Consider the following 19890-nt stretch of genomic DNA (forward strand, 5'->3'; position numbering starts at 1 on the left):
CGCGAATGCAGGGTGTCAGTCAACACATCTGGTAACTGACACCCTGCATTCGCGAGCAAGCCCGCTCCCACATTTGTCCTGCGGTGTTCCGGAGACCTGTTACAGGTCGCCGTAACCCAACGAACGCAACGCGCGCTCATCATCGGACCAACCGCCCTTAACCTTCACCCACAGGTTGAGCATGATCTTGGAATCAAACAGCAATTCCATGTCCTTGCGCGCTTCGGTGCCGATGCGCTTGATGCGCTCGCCCTTGTCGCCAATGATGATTTTCTTCTGGCCGTCACGCTCAACGAGGATCAACGCATGGATATGCAGGGTCTTGCCCTGCTGCTTGAACTCTTCGATTTCGACGGTGATCTGGTACGGCAGCTCGGCACCCATCTGGCGCATGATTTTCTCGCGTACCAGTTCGGCGGCGAGGAAACGGCTGCTGCGGTCGGTGATCTGGTCTTCCGGGAAGAAGTGTTCGTTCTCCGGCAGGTAGCCAGCAATCACACGTTCCAGGGCTTCGAGGTTGTGCCCGTGCTGGGCCGAGATCGGCATGATCTGGGCGTTCGGCAGTTGTTCCTGCAGCCAGCTCAGGTGCGGCATCAGCTCGGCCTTGTCTTCGATGCGGTCAGTCTTGTTCAGCGCGACGATCAACGGGCCGGTGACGTACTGCACGCGCTCCAGAACCATCTGGTCTTCGTCGGTCCACTTGGTGCGGTCGACCACGAAGATCACCACGTCGACGTCTTTCAACGCGGCCGAAGCGGTTTTGTTCATGTAGCGGTTGAGGGCCTTTTCGCCGCCTTTGTGCATGCCCGGGGTATCAACGTAGACAGCCTGTACGGCGCCTTCGGTCTTGATGCCCAGCATGTTGTGGCGGGTGGTCTGGGGCTTGCGCGAGGTGATCGCCAGCTTCTGTCCCAGGATGTGGTTCAGCAACGTGGACTTGCCCACGTTCGGACGGCCGACGATGGCAACATAGCCACAGCGAGTTGCGGTTGAATCAGTCATGGCCATTCTCCACGCCCAGGGCAATCAGTGCTGCAGCGGCCGCTACCTGTTCGGCAATACGACGGCTCACACCCTGACCTCGGCTTTTTTCATTCAGTAAGGTGATTTCGCATTCGACGAAGAACACTCGGCAATGCGGCTCACCCTGGATATCCACCACTTCGTAACGCGGCAGGTCGCAACCACGGGACTGCAGGAATTCCTGCAGGCGGGTCTTTGGATCTTTGTTGGTGTCTACCAGCGTCAGGCTTTCGATTTCGGTCGACAGCCAGGCGACGACGCGCTCCTTGGCCGCTTCCATGCCCGCGTCGAGGTAGATCGCGCCGATCAGTGCCTCAAGGGCGTCGGCCAGGATCGACTCGCGACGGAAACCGCCGCTCTTAAGCTCGCCGGAGCCCAGGCGCAGGTAATCACCCAGGTCGAAACCACGGGCCAGTACAGCCAGGGTCTCGCCTTTCACCAGGCGCGCACGCAAGCGCGACAACTGGCCTTCGCGGGCCAGCGGGAAGCGATTGAACAGGGCTTCGCCGGCGACGAAATTGAGGATGGCATCACCGAGGAATTCCAGGCGCTCGTTGTTACGCCCGGCAAAACTGCGGTGTGTGAGGGCAAGGATCATCAATTCCTGATCCTTGAAGGTGTAGCCGAGCTGGCGCTCGAGACGGCTTAGAGAAACGCTCACGGTTTACCCACATTCAGTTCGAGGCACCGGTGGCCTGCGACGATTAACGCTGTGTTCAAATTCAAATCCTGGTGGTTGCTGCATGGAGCCTGGTTTTGTCCAAGCCCCAGAAAAGCATTCGGCGCTGTGTTCACAGCGCCGCATGGATTACTTGATCAGCCCGACCCGCGAGAAGTTCGGCAGGTGGCTGAGCTTGGGTTCCGGCCAACTCATCCAGACCGCGAAGGCCTTGCCGACGATATTCTGGTCGGGGACCATGCCCAGCAGGTCCTTGGGAATATTCGGGTCATCCCAGTAGCGGCTGTCGTTGGAGTTGTCGCGGTTGTCGCCCATCATGAAGTAGTGCCCGGCAGGCACTGTCCACTGGTTGTCAGGCGGCGAACGGTAGCGGCTCATCTCCTTGCGGATTTCGTGCTCTACCGCCCCGAGTTTTTCCTGGTACAGCTCGGCGCTGCCCAGGGTGTTCGGCTCGGAACCGATCAGTTTTTCTGCCACCGACTCGCCGTTGACGAACAGGCGCTTGTCGCTGGTGTAGCGAATCACGTCGCCCGGCAGGCCCACTACACGCTTGATGTAGTTGACGTTCGGGTCGCTTGGGTAGCGGAACACCATCACATCGCCGCGCTGCGGGTCACCGATCTCGATCACTTTCTTGTCGATCACCGGCAAGCGGATCCCGTAGGAAAACTTGTTCACCAGGATGAAGTCGCCCACGTCCAGGGTAGGTTTCATCGAGCCCGAAGGGATCTGAAACGGTTCCACCAGGAACGAACGCAGCACCAGCACGATGAACAACACCGGGAAGAACGACTTGCCGTATTCAACCAGCATCGGCTCTTTGTTCAGTTTCTCGATCACCGCCACATCGGGCTGGCTGACGCTGCCCTGATAGGACGCGATGGCTGCCCGGCGACGCGGGGCGAAGAACACCAGATCGAGCAACGCCAATAGACCGCAAACGGCAACGGCGATGACCAGCAACAGCGGGAAATTTAGTGACATAGGACCTAACTATCCAACCTGAGCACCGCAAGGAAGGCTTCTTGTGGAATTTCCACGTTACCCACTTGCTTCATGCGTTTTTTACCGGCCTTTTGCTTCTCGAGCAGCTTGCGCTTACGGCTGACGTCGCCGCCATAGCATTTGGCCAGTACGTTCTTTCTGAGTGCCTTGACGGAAGTCCGTGCAATGATCTGCCCGCCGATGGCGGCCTGGATCGCGACGTCGAACATCTGGCGCGGAATCAGTTCTTTCATCTTTTCGGTCAACTGGCGACCTTTGTAGTGCGCGTTGTCCTTGTGCACGATCAGCGCCAGGGCATCCACCTTGTCGCCGTTGATCAGTACATCCAGCTTCACCAGATTAGCTGATTGGTAACGGTCAAAATGGTAATCCAGCGAAGCATAGCCGCGGCTGGTGGATTTGAGACGGTCGAAGAAGTCCAGGACCACTTCGTTCATCGGCAAATCGTAGGTCACTTGCACCTGGGTACCGAGGAACAGCATGTCGTGCTGTACGCCACGCTTTTCGATACACAGGGTAATGACGTTGCCCAGATGCTCTTGCGGCACAAGAATATTGGCCCGCACGATCGGTTCGCGCATGTCTTCGATGGAAGACAGATCCGGAAGCTTGGACGGGTTGTCGACGTAAATCGTTTCACCGGTTTTCAGCGCCAGCTCAAAAATAACCGTCGGCGCGGTGGTGATCAGGTCCAGGTCGTATTCGCGCTCGAGGCGCTCCTGGATGATTTCCATGTGCAGCATGCCCAGGAACCCGCAGCGGAAGCCGAACCCGAGGGCGTCGGAGCTTTCCGGGGTGTACTGCAACGACGAGTCGTTGAGGGTCAGCTTCTGCAGGGCTTCGCGGAAGTCCTCGAAGTCATCGGAGCTGACCGGGAACAGGCCGGCGTAAACCTGCGGCTGGATGCGTTTGAAGCCCGGCAGCACGTCGACGTCAGGGGTGGAGCTCAAGGTCAGGGTGTCACCTACCGGTGCACCGTGGATGTCCTTGATACCGGCGATGATGAAGCCTACTTCGCCGGCTTTCAGATCAGTGGTAGCCGTGTGCTTCGGGTTGAATACACCGACGCTGTCCACCAGGTGGATCTTGCCGGTGGACTTGACCAGGATCTTGTCGCCCTTCTTCACACGGCCGTGGCGCACGCGTACCAGGGAAACAACCCCCAGGTAGTTGTCGAACCAGGAGTCGATGATCAACGCTTGCAGCGGATCTTCGTAGTTGCCGGTGGGGGCTGGAATGGTCTTGACCAGGCGCTCGAGCACCTCGTCGACGCCCAGGCCGGTCTTGGCGCTGCACTCGACGGCGTCGGTGGCGTCAATGCCGATGATCTTCTCGATCTCTTCCTTGACGCGGTCCGGATCGGCCTGTGGCAGGTCGATCTTGTTCAGCACCGGCATCACCTCCAGGCCTTGCTCGATGGCGGTGTAGCAGTTGGCCACGGACTGGGCTTCAACGCCCTGGCCCGCGTCCACTACCAGCAACGCACCTTCACAGGCGGCCAGGGAACGGCTGACTTCATAGGTGAAGTCGACGTGGCCCGGGGTGTCGATGAAGTTGAGCTGGTACTTGATACCGTCTTTGGCGGTGTAGTACAGGGTTACGCTGTGGGCCTTGATGGTGATCCCGCGCTCGCGCTCGAGGTCCATGGAGTCCAGCACCTGGGCTTCCATTTCACGCTCGGCAAGGCCGCCGCACATCTGGATGAATCGATCGGCCAGCGTCGACTTGCCATGGTCAATGTGGGCGATGATGGAGAAATTGCGGATATGACTCAAATCACTCACGGATCAACACTCAAAAAGGCTGCAGGCAGACTGCCCGCTGAAAAATAGCCGGGAATTGTACCTGATGCGCAGACCAGACGTCATCCATGGCGACCAAGAACAAAAATGCCCCGGTCGTTCGAACGGGGCATTTTTTGTTCATAAGCGCGGGCTCAACCGGCCCGACGCAACAGCCAGAAGCCGGCCACGGCGCAGATGGCGGTCGGCACCAGCACCGCAAACAGCGGCGAGAAACCGAATACCAGGCTGGACGGCCCCAGCAGGTCCTGGGCGATACGGAAGGTGAAACCCACCAGTACGCCGGTAAACACGCGCTGGCCGAGGGTCACGGAACGCAACGGGCCAAAGATGAACGAGATCGCCATCAGCACCAGCGCGGCCGTCACCACCGGCTGCAACACCTTGACCCAAAACGCCAGCCAGTAACGGCCGTTGTTCAAGCCCTGGTCCTTGAGGTAATGGATATACCCCCACAGGCCGGAGATAGGCAGGCTTTCCGGGATCATCACCACGGTATTCAGCAATTCGGGCTTGAGGGAAATATCCCACTGCTCCGTCGGCACATTGATCACTTCGGTGGTCGATGCCGCACCCTTGCCGATATCACGGAAATAGGTGGTGGTCACATCGCTCAGTTGCCACTTTTCGTCGGCGTACTGTGCACGTTTGGCGAAGCTCGACGACAGCAGGTGACGTTCCTTGTCGAAGTGGTAGCGGGTGACACCCACCAGCAAGCCACCCGGCTGCACGGCGTTGATGTGGATAAACTCCTCACCCTGGCGGTGCCACAGGCCATGCTTGGAGCTCTGGGCATCGCCCGAACCCTGGGCCAGGGCACGATTGGCCTGGGCCGTGGACTCGGCTGGAGGCGCCACGTATTCACCGATCAGCACGCTGACCACCATCAGCAACAGCATGGGCTTCATGACCGCCCACACGATGCGACCGATGGAAACACCCGCCGCGCGCATGATGGTCAGCTCGCTGTTGCTGGCCAGGCTGCCCAGGCCGATCAGGCAGCCGATCAGCGCAGCCATCGGCATCATGTCGTACAGGCGACGGGGCGCCGTCAGCGCCACGTAGCTCAGGACGTCGGTGACGGTGTAGGTATCGCTGACGTTGCCGACTTCATCAATGAAGGCGAACAACGAGGCCAGCCCCAGAATAATGCCCAATACCGCAAGGATTGCGACCAGGACGCTGCTACCAATGTAGCGGTCGAGCTTAACCACGGGCCATCTCCTTCACGCTGCGACGACTCCGCATCTTCAACCGCATCGGTTCCCAATAAAGCAGCCCCAGGCCAATGGCCAGGAAGACACCGTGGACCCACCACAACCCAAGGGCCGGCGGCAGCTTGCCCTTCTCCAGGGAGCCGCGGGCGGAAATCAGGATGGTCAGGTAAGCCATATAAAGCAGGATCGCCGGCAGCAGCTTGAGGAAGCGGCCCTGGCGCGGGTTGACCCGGGACAGCGGCACGGCCATCAAGGTCACGATGAACACCAGCAGCGGCAGGGAAATCCGCCATTGCAGCTCGGCGATCGAACGCAGTTCCTTGCTGCCGATCAGGTCTGGGGTCGGGATCGCGTCGCGGTCGGTGACCTCATCGCTGACATCCGGCCGGGCCAGCATCACGCCATAGGTGTCGTACTTGATTGCGCGGTAATCGGCCTGACCGGGGCTGCCGTCATAGCGATAGCCATCTTCCAGGATCAGGTAACGGCTGCCATCCGGGCGCACTTCCTGGCGCCCCTTGTCGGCCACCAGAATCGAAATACCACGGTCTTTCTGGTTCTGGCCGAGGTTTTTCTGGGAGATGAACACCCCTCCCAGGTTGGCACGGTCATCCGACATTTGCTCGGTATAGGTCACCCGGGTGCCGTCGTTGAGCGCTTGGAAGCGGCCCGGCTCCAGGGTGTCGAATTCGGTCATGGCGTCCTGTTTGTTCAGCACCAGCTGGAACTGCAGGGCACCCTGGGGCGCCAGGCTCAAGCTCAGCCAGGCCACCACCAGCGCGATACCGGTGGCCGGAACCATGGTCATGGCCAGCAAACGTTGCTGGCTCATGCCGGTGGCCGACAACACGGTCATTTCGCTTTCAAGGTACAAGCGGCCGTAGGCCAGCAGAATCCCGAGAAACAGGCCCAATGGCAGGATCAACTGCAGGAAGCCCGGCAGGCGAAAGCCCATGATCAGGAACAGCGAACCCGGATCCAGGGCACCCGAGGCAGCCTGGGCGAGGTATTTGACGAAGCGACCACTCATGATGATGACCAGCAATACCGCACTCACGGCACTCAGGGTCAACAGGACTTCGCGGGACAGATAACGGAAGACGATCAAACCAGACACTCCAGGGTTGTCAGGCTAAGGCGGCCAAACAAGCAAGCATATCGAGTCGACCCATTGCTGCAGGCCGGCTAAAAAGATGGCGCATTATCCTGTGATTGACCGCACCTGTCACGGAGCTTGCTCATACGCGTGCACAAAGCTGCCCGCAAGGGTTGTCAGGCTCGGGCGGCGAGGTTCAAACTGCGGCCTTTGTCGCGGGCGGCCTACAGGCTGCCAAGCTTACAAGCCGGAGTACAGACTCCTGGCTCACTGACCTTTATAAGGGACCCGAAAATGGAACTGGTTGTAAAAAGCGTTAGCCCCGAAACGTTGAAAACCGCCACCCTCGTGGTCGCTGTCGGCGAAGGCCGCAAGCTGGGCGTTGCCGCCAAGCAACTGGACGAACTGAGCGGCGGCGCCATCAGCGCAGTCCTCAAGCGCGGTGACCTGGCCGGCAAGGTTGGCCAAAGCCTGCTGCTGCAAAGCCTGCCTAACCTTAAAGCCGACCGCGTATTGCTGGTGGGCGTTGGTAAAGACGCCGAACTGGGCGACCGTCCGTTCCGCAAGATCATCGCCGGCATCCTCAACACCCTCAAGGGCCTGGGCGGCACCGACGCGGCCCTGGCGCTGGACGAAGTCGTGGTCAAGGGCCGCGACAGCTACGGCAAGACCCGCCTGCTGGCCGAAAGCCTGCTGGACGGCGGCTACGTCTTCGACCAGTTCAAGAGCACCAAGGCCGAACCCCGCGCCCTGAAGAAAGTCACCCTGCTGACCATCAAGGCGGCCCAGGCTGAAGTCGAACGCGCCGTGACCCACGCCCAGGCCATCGCCGGCGGCATGGCGTTCACCCGTGACCTGGGCAACCTGCCACCGAACATCTGCCACCCAACCTACCTGGGCGAGCAAGCCAAGGCGCTGGGCAAGGAATTCAAGGGCCTGAAAGTCGAAGTCCTGGATGAGAAGAAGATCAAGGAACTGGGCATGGGCTCGTTCTATGCCGTGGGCCAGGGCAGCGACCAGCCGCCACGCCTGATCGTGATGCAATACAACGGCGGCAAGAAGTCCGAGAAGCCATTTGCCCTGGTCGGCAAAGGCATCACCTTCGACACCGGCGGCATCAGCCTCAAGCCGGGCCTGGGCATGGACGAGATGAAGTACGACATGGGCGGCGCCGCCAGCGTGTTCGGCACCCTGCGTGCCGTGCTGGAACTCAAGCTGCCGATCAACCTGGTGTGCATCCTGGCCTGCGCCGAGAACATGCCGAGCGGCGGCGCGACCCGTCCGGGCGACATCGTCACCACCCTCAGCGGCCAGACCGTGGAAATCCTCAACACCGACGCCGAAGGCCGCCTGGTGCTGTGCGACGCACTCACCTACGCCGAGCGCTTCAAGCCGCAAGCCGTGATCGACATCGCCACCCTGACCGGTGCCTGCGTAGTTGCCCTGGGCGCCCACACGTCGGGCCTGCTGGGCAACAGCGACGAACTGATCGGCCAACTGCTCAGCGCCGGCCAGGCTGCCGACGATCGCGCCTGGCAACTGCCGCTGTTCGATGAGTACCAGGAACAGCTGGACAGCCCGTTTGCCGACATCGCCAACATTGGTGGCCCGAAAGCCGGCACCATCACTGCGGCGTGCTTCCTGTCGCGTTTCGCCAAGAACTTCAACTGGGCCCACCTGGACATCGCCGGCACCGCCTGGACCAGCGGCGGCAAGGACAAGGGCGCCACTGGCCGTCCGGTTCCATTGCTGACCCAGTACCTGCTGGACCGCGCCAAAGCCTGAAACTGAAGATCCCCGGGCGCCTGTAAAGCCGCCCGGGGCTCAGGAACCGCAATGACCCAAGTCGACTTCTATATATTGCCCAGCGCCGATCCTTCCGCGCGCCTGGACTTTGCCTGCAAGCTCACCGAAAAAGCCTGGCGCATGGGCCACCGCATCTACCTGCATTGCAGCGATGCCGCCCAGCGTGACGACCTCGACGCCCGCCTGTGGCGCTTCAAGGGCGAAAGCTTCGTGCCCCACGGTGCCGCCGAATCAGAACCGGAAGGCCTGGTGGTACTGGGTTTGGGCGACAGCTGCGGCGATCACACAGACCTGCTGGTCAACCTTGACCTGAAAGTACCGGCCTTCGCCAAGGGTTTCGCCCGCGTGGCGGAAGTGGTGGTGGAAGACCCGGCTATTCGTCAGGCCGCGCGGGAGAGTTTCCGTTTCTACCGCGAACAGGGCTATTCTCTGCAAGATCACCGGCTACAACGACTTTGAGCACACGATGGACACTCCAAACCCGCTAAAAGACTCTGACCACCTGCTGGACGACCTTGAGTCGATCCGCAAGCTGCTCGGTGATGATGACCTGCAACCGCCGCTGCTGACCGATGCGGTCAACGGTGACGTACAAATTCCCCTGCTGTTCGATATGGTGGGTGGCAAGCCGGTTACGCCGGAACCTGTCGAAACGCCCGCGGTGCAAGCTGCGCCGGCTGCGGCTGTTGCCGTACCGGCCGCCGAAAAAGCCCCCGACGCCCTGCTGCTGCACCTGGACAACGAACTGCGCGCCGCCGCGCAACTGATCATGCAAGACGTGATCGACGATTTTGCCCCGCATATCGAAACCGAGATCAAGCGCCGGCTGGATGCGCGCATGGAGCGGTTGTTGAGCCAGTACCAGAACTAAGGCTGACACATATCCCCTGTGGGAGCGGGCTTGCTCGCGAAGGGCGTGAACGATAACGCGTACATCCTGAATGAACGCGCCGCCCTCAGGTTTTTCGCGAGCAAGCTCGCTCCTACCCCTCTCCCCTATCCCCCGTTATACTTGTCGGCTTTCCTGAATTAATGCCAACTAGGGTCCCGCCGCGCATGGATAAGACCTACCAGCCGCACGCTATTGAAACTTCCTGGTACCAGACCTGGGAGTCCGAGAATTATTTCGCTCCGCAAGGCGCGGGCGATGCCTACACCATCATGATTCCGCCACCGAACGTCACTGGCAGCCTGCACATGGGCCATGGCTTCAACAATGCGATCATGGATGCCCTGATTCGTTTCCGCCGCATGCAGGGTCGCAATACCCTATGGCAACCAGGTACAGACCACGCCGGTATCGCCACCCAGATGCTGGTGGAACGCCAACTGGAAGCCACCGGCCAGAACCGTCACGACCTGGGCCGCGAGAAATTCCTCGAGAAAATCTGGGAATGGAAGGATCAGTCCGGCGGCAATATCAGCCGTCAGATCCGTCGTCTGGGCTCGTCCGTCGACTGGAGCCGCGAGCGCTTCACCATGGACGACGGCCTGTCGGAAGCCGTGAAGGAAGCCTTCGTGCGCCTGCATGAAGACGGCCTGATCTACCGCGGCAAGCGCCTGGTCAACTGGGACACCAAGCTGCACACGGCGATTTCCGACCTTGAAGTGGAAAACCACGATGAGAAAGGTTTCCTGTGGAACCTCAAGTACCCGTTGGCTGACGGCGCCAAGACCGCCGAAGGCAATGATTACCTGATCGTCGCCACCACCCGTCCGGAAACCATGCTTGGTGATGCCGCCGTCGCGGTTAACCCGAACGACGAGCGCTACCAGGCGCTGATCGGCAAGTTCGTCGAGCTGCCGCTGGTTGGCCGTCGCATCCCGATTATCGCGGATGACTACTGCGACCCTGAATTCGGCACCGGCTGCGTGAAAATCACCCCGGCCCACGATTTCAACGACTATGAAGTTGGCAAGCGCCATAACCTGCCGCTGCTGAACATCTTCGACAAAAACGCCGCTGTTCTGCCAGCCTGCCAGGTATTCAACCTCGACGGCACGCTGAACGAGAGCATCGACGGCAAGATCCCGGCTGAATACGCCGGCCTCGACCGTTTTGAAGCGCGCAAGCAGATCGTTGCAGCCTTCGACGCTGCCGGCCTGCTGGTAAGCGTTGATGACCACGCCCTGAAGGTGCCGAAAGGCGACCGCTCCGGCACCGTCATCGAGCCCTGGCTGACCGACCAGTGGTACGTGTCCACCAAGCCGCTGGCTGAGCCGGCGATCGCTGCCGTGGAAGACGGCCGCATCGCGTTCGTGCCGAAACAGTACGAAAACATGTACTTCTCGTGGATGCGTGACATCCAGGATTGGTGCATCAGCCGCCAGCTGTGGTGGGGCCACCGGATTCCGGCCTGGTACGACGAGTCGGGCAAGGTCTACGTGGGCCGCGACGAAGCCGAAGTACGTGCCAAGCACAACCTTGGCGCGGACGTGACGCTGCAACAGGACAATGACGTACTGGACACCTGGTTCAGCTCGGGCTTGTGGACCTTCTCCACCCTCGGCTGGCCGCAACAGACCGAGTTCCTGAAGAAATTCCACTCCACCGACGTGCTGGTCACCGGCTTCGACATCATTTTCTTCTGGGTTGCCCGGATGATCATGCTCACCATGCACTTGGTGAAGAACGAAGACGGTACCCCGCAGGTACCGTTCAAGACCGTGTACGTGCACGGCCTGGTGCGTGATGGCCAGGGCCAGAAGATGTCCAAGTCCAAGGGCAACGTCCTGGACCCGCTGGACATCATCGACGGCATCGACCTGGAAACCCTGGTGCAGAAACGCACCTCGGGCCTGATGCAGCCGAAACTGGCGAAGAAGATCGAGAAGCAGACCCGCGACGAGTTCGCCGATGGCATCGCCAGCTACGGCACCGATGCCCTGCGCTTTACCTTCTGCTCGCTGGCGTCAACCGGTCGCGACATCAAGTTCGACATGGGCCGCGTCGAAGGCTATCGCAACTTCTGCAACAAGATCTGGAATGCCGCGCGCTACGTACTGGATAAAGGCGAAGACTGCGGCCAGAACGGCGAGACCATCGAGCTGTCCCTGGCGGACCGCTGGATCATCTCCCAGCTGCAGCGCACCGAAGCCGAAGTGACCCGTCAACTCGACCAGTTCCGCTTTGACCTGGCGGCGCAGGCCCTGTACGAGTTCATCTGGAACCAGTATTGCGACTGGTACCTGGAACTGTCCAAGCCCGTGCTGTGGGACGAGAACTCGCCGATCGAACGTCAGCGCGGCACCCGTCAAACCCTGGTGCGCGTACTGGAAGTGGCGTTGCGCCTGGCGCATCCGTTCATGCCCTTCATCACCGAAGACATCTGGCAGCGCATCGCGCCGCTGGCCGGCAAAGACGGCAAGACCATCATGCTGCAACCTTGGCCGGTGGCCAACGAAGCCCGCATTGACGAGGCAGCCGAAAGCGATATCGAGTGGCTCAAGACCCTGATGATGGGTACGCGCAACATCCGCGCCGAGATGAATATCGGTCCGGGCAAGCCACTGGCCGTGTTCGTGAAGAATGCCAGCAGCGAAGACCTGCGTCGCCTCACCGAGAACGACGCGCTGCTCAAGAAGCTGGCGAAGCTGGAGTCGATCACCGTATTGGCCGCTGGCGAAGAAGCACCGCTGTCCGCCACTGCACTGGTGGGCGAGATGGAAGTGCTGGTGCCGATGGCCGGCCTGATCGACAAGGGTGCCGAACTGGCGCGCCTGGACAAGGAAATCCTGCGCCTGCAAGGCGAAGTGCAGCGGGTGGGCGGCAAGCTGTCCAACGCGGCGTTCGTCGACAAGGCTCCGGCTGAAGTGATCGAGAAAGAACGCGCCAAACTGGCTGAGGCTGAACAGGCTTTGGGCAAGCTGGCGGAGCAACACGCGCGGATTTCCAGCCTGTAAGGGGCTGCCCGTGCGGAAAAAGAGACCTTCGGGTCTCTTTTTTTTGCTTGGAAAAACACCGCTGTTTCTCTTTGGAAACCCGATCAATGTGGGAGCTGGCTTGCCTGCGATGGCATCGCCTCGGTCTGGCAGATACACCGAGTCACCTGCATCGCAGGCAAGCCAGCTCCCACATTTGACCGAGTTCGACCAAGGAATGTGTGACAATACCCGCCACTTTTGAAACAAACGCAGAATCGACGCAGCCCATGACCGCCCCCAGCACACCCAAAGCACCGCGCAAGAAGCCAAAATCCAATACGCCGGCCAAGCCCGTCGTTCCGCGCAAAGAGGCCACCTTGCACCCGCGTAACCGCCACCAGGGCCGTTACGACTTCCAGGCGCTGATCAAGACCACGCCCGAACTGGCGCAATTCGTGATCATCAACCCGTACGGCAAGGAAAGCATCGACTTTGCCAGCCCAGACGCGGTGCGGGTGTTCAACCGGGCGTTGCTCAAGGCGTTCTACGGCATCAATCACTGGGATATCCCGGCTGACTACCTGTGCCCACCGGTACCGGGGCGTGCCGACTACGTGCACTTCCTCGCCGACCTGCTGGCGAGCGTCAACGAAGGCGTGATCCCCCGTGGCGCGCCGGTGAAGGTGCTGGACATCGGCATGGGCGCCAACTGCGTCTATCCGTTGATTGGCTACAGCGAGTACCGCTGGAACTTCCTCGGCTCGGAAGTCGACCCGACGGCCGTGGCCGCCGCCAAGGCGATCGTGCAGTCCAACGGGCTGAACAAGGCCATCCAGCTGCGCCAGCAAACCAATCCCAAGCAGATCCTGCTGGGCTTGCTGGAGCCAGGCGAGCGGTTTGACCTGACCATGTGCAACCCGCCCTTCCACGCGTCCATGGATGAGGCGACCAAGGGCAGCGAGCGTAAATGGCGCGCACTGGGCAAGGCTGATCCGAAACGCAAGTTGCCGGTGCTGAACTTCGGTGGCCAGTCGGCGGAGTTGTGGTGTGAAGGCGGTGAAGCGCGGTTCGTGACGCAACTGATCGCTGAAAGCGCGCATTTCCAGCACAAGGTGCTGTGGTTCAGCACGCTGGTGTCGAAAGCGTCGAACTTGCCGGCCATTCAGACAGCGCTGAAAAAGGCCGGTGTGCTGGAAAGCCAGGTGGTAGAGATGTCCCAGGGCCAGAAGCAGAGCCGCTTCGTCGCCTGGACCTTCCAGACCCCGAGCGAGCAACAGGTGTGGCGCCAGCGTTGGGCCCGTAAAGACTGATAAATCGCAGGCAACAAAAAACCGTGCCCGGATCGCTCCGGAGCACGGTTTTTTTTGCTGCGTCTTACTTGTTAACAGCGTCGGTCAGGCCTTTGGCCACAACCAGCTTGATAACTTTCTTGGCAGCGATTTCGATGGCAGCGCCAGTCGAAGGGTTACGGCCAGTACGGGCAGGACGCTCGGTCACTTTCAGTTTGCCAACGCCTGGCAGAGTGATTTCGCCGCCGTTTTCCAGCTGATCAGCAACGATCTGGCTCAGTTGGTCCAGCAGAGCACGCACGGTGGTTTTCGGTGCGTCTACAGCTTCAGCCAGATCAGCGATCAGTTGGTCTTTAGTAATAGCCATTGTGGTGTTCCTTCCCTATCAAATTCATTTGGATTGCAGAGTGCAGTGTCAGCCATCGAGCCCTGCCATCAAGGCCTGGCACCCAAGGGCTATAACCACGAAGATCGGGGTTATAGATACCTGAAACCGGGTTTGGTTCGACCTGACAAATGCTGAATGCACGCTTAACGCCCAGACTGCGCGTAAGACGGGGCAAAACTAGCACAGAGACGGGGAAATATCCGCCTCAACATACCCATTTGGTCAGCTTTATCGCTCTAAACCGTGAAAAAAAGGCATATGGCCCGTCGGATGGCGCTCAAAACGCCCTCCGAACAGCGCCATCCCCAGCGGGTGCGGTACACTGGCGACTTTTTCCGGGAGCCCCACCCCTCCCCTTCAACCAGCCGAGAAGCCCATGCCGATCCGTCATTGCATCGTCCACCTGATCGACAAAAAACCCGACGGCACACCCGCAGTTCTCCACGCCCGCGACTCCGAGCTTGCCGAGTCGGCCGCGATCGAGAACATGCTCGCCGACCTCAACGAGAGCTACAACGCCAAACAAGGCAAGGCCTGGGGCTTTTTCCATGCCGAGTCCGGCGCGCACCCGTTCAGCGGCTGGTTGAAGGAGTATTTCGACGGCGGCAAGGATTTCACCGCCTTCAGCCGCATTGCGGTGGAACACCTGCAGAAGCTGATGGAAGAGTCCAACCTCTCCACCGGCGGCCACGTGCTGTTTGCCCACTATCAACAGGGCATGACCGATTACCTGGCGATCGCCCTGCTGCACCACAGTGAAGGCGTGGCCGTGACCGACCAGCTGGACGTGACGCCGTCGCGCCACCTGGATCTTGGCCAACTGCACCTCGCCGCGCGCATCAACGTGTCCGAGTGGCAGAACAACAAGCAATCCAAGCAGTACATCTCCTTTATCAAGGGCAAGAACGGCAAGAAGGTCTCGGAGTACTTCCGCGACTTTATCGGCTGCCAGGAAGGCGTCGACGGCCCAGGCGAGACCCGCACCCTGCTCAAGGCCTTCAGCGACTTCGTCGAGAGCGAAGACCTGCCGGACGAATCCGCCCGCGAGAAAACCAAGACCCTGGTGGACTACGCCAGCAGCCAGGCCAAGCTCGGCGAGCCGATGGGCCTGGAAGAGCTGTCCGGGTTAATCGATGAAGATCGGCCAAAAGCCTTCTACGATCACATCCGCAACAAGGACTACGGCCTGTCGCCGGAAATCCCGGCGGATAAACGCACCCTCAACCAGTTCCGCCGTTTCACCGGGCGTGCCGAAGGCTTGTCCATCAGCTTTGAAGCGCACCTGCTGGGCGACAAGATCGAATACGACGAAGCCGCCGGCACCTTGATCATCAAGGGCCTGCCGACCCAGCTGACCGACCAGCTCAAGCGTCGCAACTGATGCTGGGCGGGGTTCTGAAGAAAGTCCTGCTGGTGTTGCTGGTGGTGGTGGTTTTCCAGAACTGGGGCAAGATCGAGCGGTTGTTCAACCCCTCCCAGGTGGTGCCGGAGCAGACACGCGCGGCAGCGCGCGTGGTGCTGTATTCCACCGAGTGGTGCGGCTACTGCAAACAGATCCGGCGCTTTCTGGATTCCAAGGGGATTCCCTACCAGGCGTTCGATATCGAGAAGGACGCCCAGGCGCGCAAGGCGTACGAGGCGTTGGGGGGCGGCGGGATTCCGTTTGTGGACGTGAACGGCACGCTGATTCGCGACTACAACCCGGAAGCGATCATGGCGGCCCTGAAGTAACTCACTCTGTAAAATACCGCAGATCAAATGTGGGAGCGGGCTTGCTCGCGAATGCGCTGGTTCAGTCAATACATCTGGCGACTGATCCACCGCTTTCGCGAGCAAGCCCGCTCCCACATTGGGTTTGCGTACGCGTTAGAAATTGGCCTCCAGGGAAACCATCGCCGTACGCTCTTCACCCACGTTGTAATACGCCGAGCTGGCCGCCAGGCCATTTACCGGCGCCGAGTTGAACGACACGGTGCGCGCCGAGCTCAAGTATTCCTTATCAAACACGTTGAGCATCGAGAAGCGCAGCGCGGCCGACTTGAAGACCTTCTTGTCCACCGGCAGGTAGATACCGGCGTTGAGGTCGAACACGGTGCGCCCGGAGATTTTCTCGTTGTTGGTCAAATCACCGTAGAACGCCCCGACATACTTGCCGGCAATGTTGCCGTAATAGCGCTTGTCGTCGTAACCAAACACCAGGTTGAGCATGTTTTCCGGCACGTTGGCCAACTGGTTGCCCTTGGTCGGCAACAACACGTTCTTGCTGACAAAGTCGTCCTGCTGCTCGGACTTGGTATAGGTGTACGACGCGTAGTAGTTGAAGTTGTACGGCAGCAGGCCGCTCCACTCCAACTCCAGGCCTTTGTTGGTCACGTCACCGACGTTGGCCATCACGTAGTCACCGTTCAAGTCGGTGGTCGACAGCTGACGGTCCTTGAAGGTGATATAGAACAGGGTGGCGCTCAGGGCCATTTTCTCTTCGGTGTAGCGCCAGCCCAGCTCCTGGTTCCAGCTCAGCTCGGGGTTGAGGTTGAGGGAGTCACCCTTGTTGTACAGCACGTAGTTCTGCGGGGTGCGCATGTTGCGAGTGACGTTGTAGAACGCCTGGTTGCTCTCGTCGACCTGGTACTTGGCACTGAAGTTCGGCAGGAACTGATGGTAGCGGGCGTTACGTTTTTCCGGCTTGTCGTACAGGCTACCGAGGTTGTCGCCGTCACGTTCGACGTACTGGTACGCCAGCCCGCCGACAAAGCTCAGGTCTGGCGTGGCTTGCCAGCTGTCCTGCACCCACAGCTTCTGGGCCGGGGTCACGGTGTACTGGTGGCGCCCCTGGACAGTCTTGCCGTTCTTGTCGACCACCTGGCCGCCGCTGTTGTAATCGCCCCAGACGTCGTCCGGTGCACCTTCGCTGTTGATCCCGATATACGGCTGGGTCTGGCGCTGGCGAGCGCGCTCGTACCAGTAACCGTAATCCAGGCTGTGCTCCTCGTTGATGTCCCATTTCATTTTGACCGTGACGCCAGGGCGCCAGGTTTCGGTCCACGAGGGGCGATAGTAGTTGGCCGACTTGAGGTTGCTCAGGTCGTAGTTGCCACTCTTGTCGGACTTCGGCCCCAGGTTGGTCGCGGTCTGGCCGCTGAAGCTGCCGCCGTTGCCCCAGTAGTAGTAAGGCGCAACCGTCAGGGCCAGGTCATCACGCAGGCGCCAGCGCTGGGTGAAGGTGGTCATGACACTTTCAAATGGGTTGCGGTTGAGCTTGTAGGAAGACGACAGCAATCCGTTCTTGTAGACCGGCGTTTCCGCGTAATCCAGGCGGCGGCCCTGTTGCTGGAACTGGCTCTTGCTCAGCGTGTTGTAGTTGTAGTTTTCCTGGGTGTTGTACTTCATGGTGAAGTTGCTGGTGTTGCCGTTGTCGTCTTCGAACAGCGTGCTCCACTCCACCTTGTCGCCCCGCAAGGTGCCCTTGCCGCGCCACTTGTCGCCCTCGGTGTGAGAGGCCGACACCCAGGTCTTGAAGCCGCCGAGGTCCCCGGTGTTGATGCGGGCGAAGGACTTTGTCAGGTTGTTCGAACCGATGGATTGCTTGACGAACAGCCCCGGCTCCTTGGTCGGCCGAATGGTGACCATGCCGATGTTGCCGCCGCTGGAACCAATGTGCGGGCCGTCCGCTTCCGAGGAGCCCTGGGTGACAAATACTTCGCCGACGTTTTCCGGGTCGCCCAATTGGTTGGCGTAAACACCGTAGCTGCCGGAGTCGTTGATCGGCACGCCGTCCATGGAAACCCCGACCTGGTCGGAGTTCATGCCGCGCATGGTGAAGCTGGTGCCGCTCATGCCGCTGGCGTCGTCGTTGGAAACGTTGATGCCCGGGGTGTACTTGAGCTTGTCGATGGCGTTGGCCGTCGGGGACATTTCGTCCATGGCTTCCTTGGTCACCGTGGACCGGGCCTTGGCACTTTCTTCCTGAATCATGTGGCCGGTGCCCAGGGTACGTTCGCCGGCGACGTGCACCGAACCGACATCCTGGGAATCGTCTGCCAGAACCAGCGGCGCAAAGCCGCCCAGGCCCGATGCTAAAAGCAGGGCATAGAGTTTGTTGTAGGTCACGAGTAGATCCCTTACATGCATCTATCTGTTGTTATGGGGGAGGTATTGGCGATCTCGGCTGGGTGAACAGCGCCGCCAATCTTCCTGACCACCTGCTCAGGAATCCGAGGATCATCCGTGCATCACGTAACGATTTGGTTACAGGTTTTGGCGATTGCGATGAAGGTTAAATGAAAGGTCCACACACACGGATGTGCCAAGGCATGGGGATTTTCAAGGGAAGGTGGTGCAAGTAATGACAGCGCCACGCCATTGCGGCGTAGCGCTCTGTATCTAGCGCAATACGATCATCCGACCGAGCAGCGAGTGTTGTTCAAACCCCAAGACCGCCTGCAACGCATTGAGCACCGCCTGGGGGTCCTTGCTCGGGAAACTGCCGCTGACACGCCGGGCGCCGAGGTCTTCGTTGAGCAGCAGAATGCGCCCCGGATAGTAGCGGCCGAGGTCTTGCACCACATCGGCCAGCGGCGCCTTGTAGTAGTTGAGCCAACCATCGCGCCAGGCCAGGCGCGACTCGCTGTCGACCGCGTGCAGCTCATCGGCGACACCGTCGGCGTAGGCCACTTGCTGGCCGGCCGTCAGAATCTGTTGCTGAGCATACTTCGACGGCGTTACCCCAACCCGACCGGACAACACCGTCACCTGCGCACCTGCCGGTTGCAGGCGCACCTCAAACTGCGTGCCGAGCACCCGTGCTTCGCCGCTGCCGGCCTCGACCACAAAGGATTCGCCAGTGTGGGTCACACTGAAAAAACCGGCGCCACGGCGTAGCTGGATATGGCGCTCGCCATGCTTGAAATCCACTGCGATCGCACTGTCGGCGTCCAGGGTGACCTGGCTTTGATCGGCCAGGGTCACGGTCTTCACCTCACCCGGCGCGGTGACGTAATCCGCGCCGAAGTCATCGACCCAGCGTGACGGCTGCCAGCCGGCGCCCATCGAGATCATCACCAGCAGGCAGGCGGCCATCGCCAGGGCGCCAGACCAGCGCCGCACGCTGGAGCGTTTCGAGGTATTCATCGCGTTCAAGTAACCCTGCAGCGCCAGGGCATCCTCATCCGCCAACGTTCTGGCCGGTACTTCACTCAATTCCCACAGCACCTGGGCCTGGGCGTAGGCTTCCACATGCGCAGGATCGGCCCGCAGCCAACGGCTGAACGTGGCCTGGTCGCCACTGCTGGGTTGGTCATGCAACAGGCTCAACCAGGCCAGTGCGGCCTGTTCCTGGTCGGGCGTCGGGGTGACGCTGGCGGTGGGGTTCACGGGGCTTTCCTTGGCGATGGTTCACGAAGGCTGGCCTTGCAGGCTTCGAGGGCACGCATCATATGTTTTTCCACGGCGCTTTGGGACAGGCCCATGGCCTTGGCGATTTCCGCGTACTTGCGGCCATGGATGCGGTTGAGCAGGAAAATCTGCCGGGTACGTTCCGGCAGGCTGCGCAAGGCTGCTTCAACGTGACGCAGATCATTGCCCGCCTCCAGCGCGGCCTGGGGTTCGCAGCCCTGGTTATCCTGTTGTTCCGGCAGCCAGCCTTCGCTGCTGCGCACCCGGGCGCCTTCGCTGCGCAGGTGGTCGATGGCGATATTGCCGGCGCAGCGCAGCAGGTAGGTGCTG

The 19890-nt window shown here is 60.4% G+C and carries 17 protein-coding genes; 7 read left to right on the plus strand and 10 right to left on the minus strand.

All coding sequences use genetic code 11. The annotated features are described in order from the left end of the window. Positions 1-99 precede the first annotated feature (99 nt). The 6 genes from era to lptF form a co-directional block, all read right to left on the minus strand. Complete coding sequence (gene era, locus HX846_RS14140; protein ID WP_003210432.1) at positions 100-1002, minus strand: GTPase Era; 903 nt, start codon at positions 1000-1002, stop codon at positions 100-102. Continuing rightward, the gene (gene rnc, locus HX846_RS14145) at positions 995-1684 is read right to left on the minus strand and encodes a ribonuclease III (RefSeq protein ID WP_003210434.1); all 690 of its coding nucleotides are present in this window, start codon (positions 1682-1684) and stop codon (positions 995-997) included. The genes era and rnc overlap by 8 nt, the downstream gene beginning before the upstream one ends. Before the next feature lie 147 nt (positions 1685-1831). Next, entirely contained in the window at positions 1832-2686 is an 855-nt protein-coding gene (gene lepB / locus HX846_RS14150) for a signal peptidase I (RefSeq protein WP_003210437.1), read from the minus strand. 5 nt (positions 2687-2691) lie between these two features. Continuing rightward, entirely contained in the window at positions 2692-4491 is a 1800-nt protein-coding gene (gene lepA, locus HX846_RS14155) for a translation elongation factor 4 (protein WP_003210439.1), read from the minus strand. 152 nt (positions 4492-4643) lie between these two features. Next, on the minus strand, positions 4644-5723 hold the full coding sequence (gene lptG / locus HX846_RS14160) for an LPS export ABC transporter permease LptG (protein ID WP_003210440.1): 1080 nt from the start codon (positions 5721-5723) through the stop codon (positions 4644-4646). Beyond that, positions 5716-6834, minus strand: a complete 1119-nt coding sequence (gene lptF, locus HX846_RS14165) for an LPS export ABC transporter permease LptF (RefSeq protein WP_008438514.1) — start codon at positions 6832-6834, stop codon at positions 5716-5718. The genes lptG and lptF overlap by 8 nt, the downstream gene beginning before the upstream one ends. Positions 6835-7116: 282 nt before the next feature. Between lptF and HX846_RS14170 the strand changes: the two genes are divergently transcribed. The 5 genes from HX846_RS14170 to rlmF all read left to right on the plus strand — a co-directional run bounded on the left by HX846_RS14170 (position 7117) and on the right by rlmF (position 13802). After that, positions 7117-8607: a leucyl aminopeptidase gene (locus HX846_RS14170; RefSeq protein ID WP_003210444.1), complete on the plus strand. Its 1491-nt coding sequence runs from the start codon at positions 7117-7119 to the stop codon at positions 8605-8607. A 51-nt stretch (positions 8608-8658) separates the two neighbouring features. Further along, positions 8659-9087, plus strand: a complete 429-nt coding sequence (locus HX846_RS14175) for a DNA polymerase III subunit chi (RefSeq protein WP_003210446.1) — start codon at positions 8659-8661, stop codon at positions 9085-9087. Positions 9088-9094: 7 nt separating this feature from the next. After that, the gene (locus HX846_RS14180; RefSeq protein ID WP_177027932.1) at positions 9095-9499 is read left to right on the plus strand and encodes a DNA polymerase III subunit chi; all 405 of its coding nucleotides are present in this window, start codon (positions 9095-9097) and stop codon (positions 9497-9499) included. A 185-nt stretch (positions 9500-9684) separates the two neighbouring features. Next, on the plus strand, positions 9685-12531 hold the full coding sequence (locus HX846_RS14185; protein ID WP_178965580.1) for a valine--tRNA ligase: 2847 nt from the start codon (positions 9685-9687) through the stop codon (positions 12529-12531). Positions 12532-12779: 248 nt separating this feature from the next. Then, on the plus strand, positions 12780-13802 hold the full coding sequence (rlmF, locus tag HX846_RS14190; RefSeq protein WP_087695168.1) for a 23S rRNA (adenine(1618)-N(6))-methyltransferase RlmF: 1023 nt from the start codon (positions 12780-12782) through the stop codon (positions 13800-13802). A gap of 64 nt (positions 13803-13866) precedes the next feature. Here rlmF and HX846_RS14195 read toward each other — a convergent pair whose 3' ends face one another. Continuing rightward, entirely contained in the window at positions 13867-14148 is a 282-nt protein-coding gene (locus HX846_RS14195; protein ID WP_003212743.1) for an HU family DNA-binding protein, read from the minus strand. A gap of 397 nt (positions 14149-14545) precedes the next feature. On the opposite strand from HX846_RS14195, the gene yejK reads away from it, so the two are divergent. Both yejK and HX846_RS14205 read left to right on the plus strand, forming a co-directional pair. Beyond that, entirely contained in the window at positions 14546-15550 is a 1005-nt protein-coding gene (yejK, locus tag HX846_RS14200) for a nucleoid-associated protein YejK (RefSeq protein WP_003212745.1), read from the plus strand. Next, positions 15550-15900, plus strand: coding sequence for a glutaredoxin family protein (locus tag HX846_RS14205; RefSeq protein ID WP_003212747.1), 351 nt, complete (start codon positions 15550-15552; stop codon positions 15898-15900). The genes yejK and HX846_RS14205 overlap by 1 nt, the downstream gene beginning before the upstream one ends. 135 nt (positions 15901-16035) lie before the next feature. On the opposite strand, the gene HX846_RS14210 is transcribed toward HX846_RS14205, so the two are convergent. The 3 genes from HX846_RS14210 to HX846_RS14220 all read right to left on the minus strand — a co-directional run. Further along, complete coding sequence (locus tag HX846_RS14210; RefSeq protein WP_178965581.1) at positions 16036-18276, minus strand: TonB-dependent receptor; 2241 nt, start codon at positions 18274-18276, stop codon at positions 16036-16038. Between the two features lie 273 nt (positions 18277-18549). Then, positions 18550-19539 carry a FecR family protein gene (locus tag HX846_RS14215; RefSeq protein ID WP_087695170.1) on the minus strand — a complete coding sequence of 330 codons (990 nt, stop codon included), beginning with the start codon at positions 19537-19539 and terminating at the stop codon, positions 18550-18552. Continuing rightward, positions 19536-19890 (minus strand): RNA polymerase sigma factor (locus HX846_RS14220; RefSeq protein ID WP_178965582.1); only part of this gene is annotated, 355 nt, incomplete at its 5' end. The genes HX846_RS14215 and HX846_RS14220, both read right to left, overlap by 4 nt.

It is taken from the genome of Pseudomonas sp. K5002, assembly GCF_013386655.1.
GTDB lineage: Bacteria > Pseudomonadota > Gammaproteobacteria > Pseudomonadales > Pseudomonadaceae > Aquipseudomonas.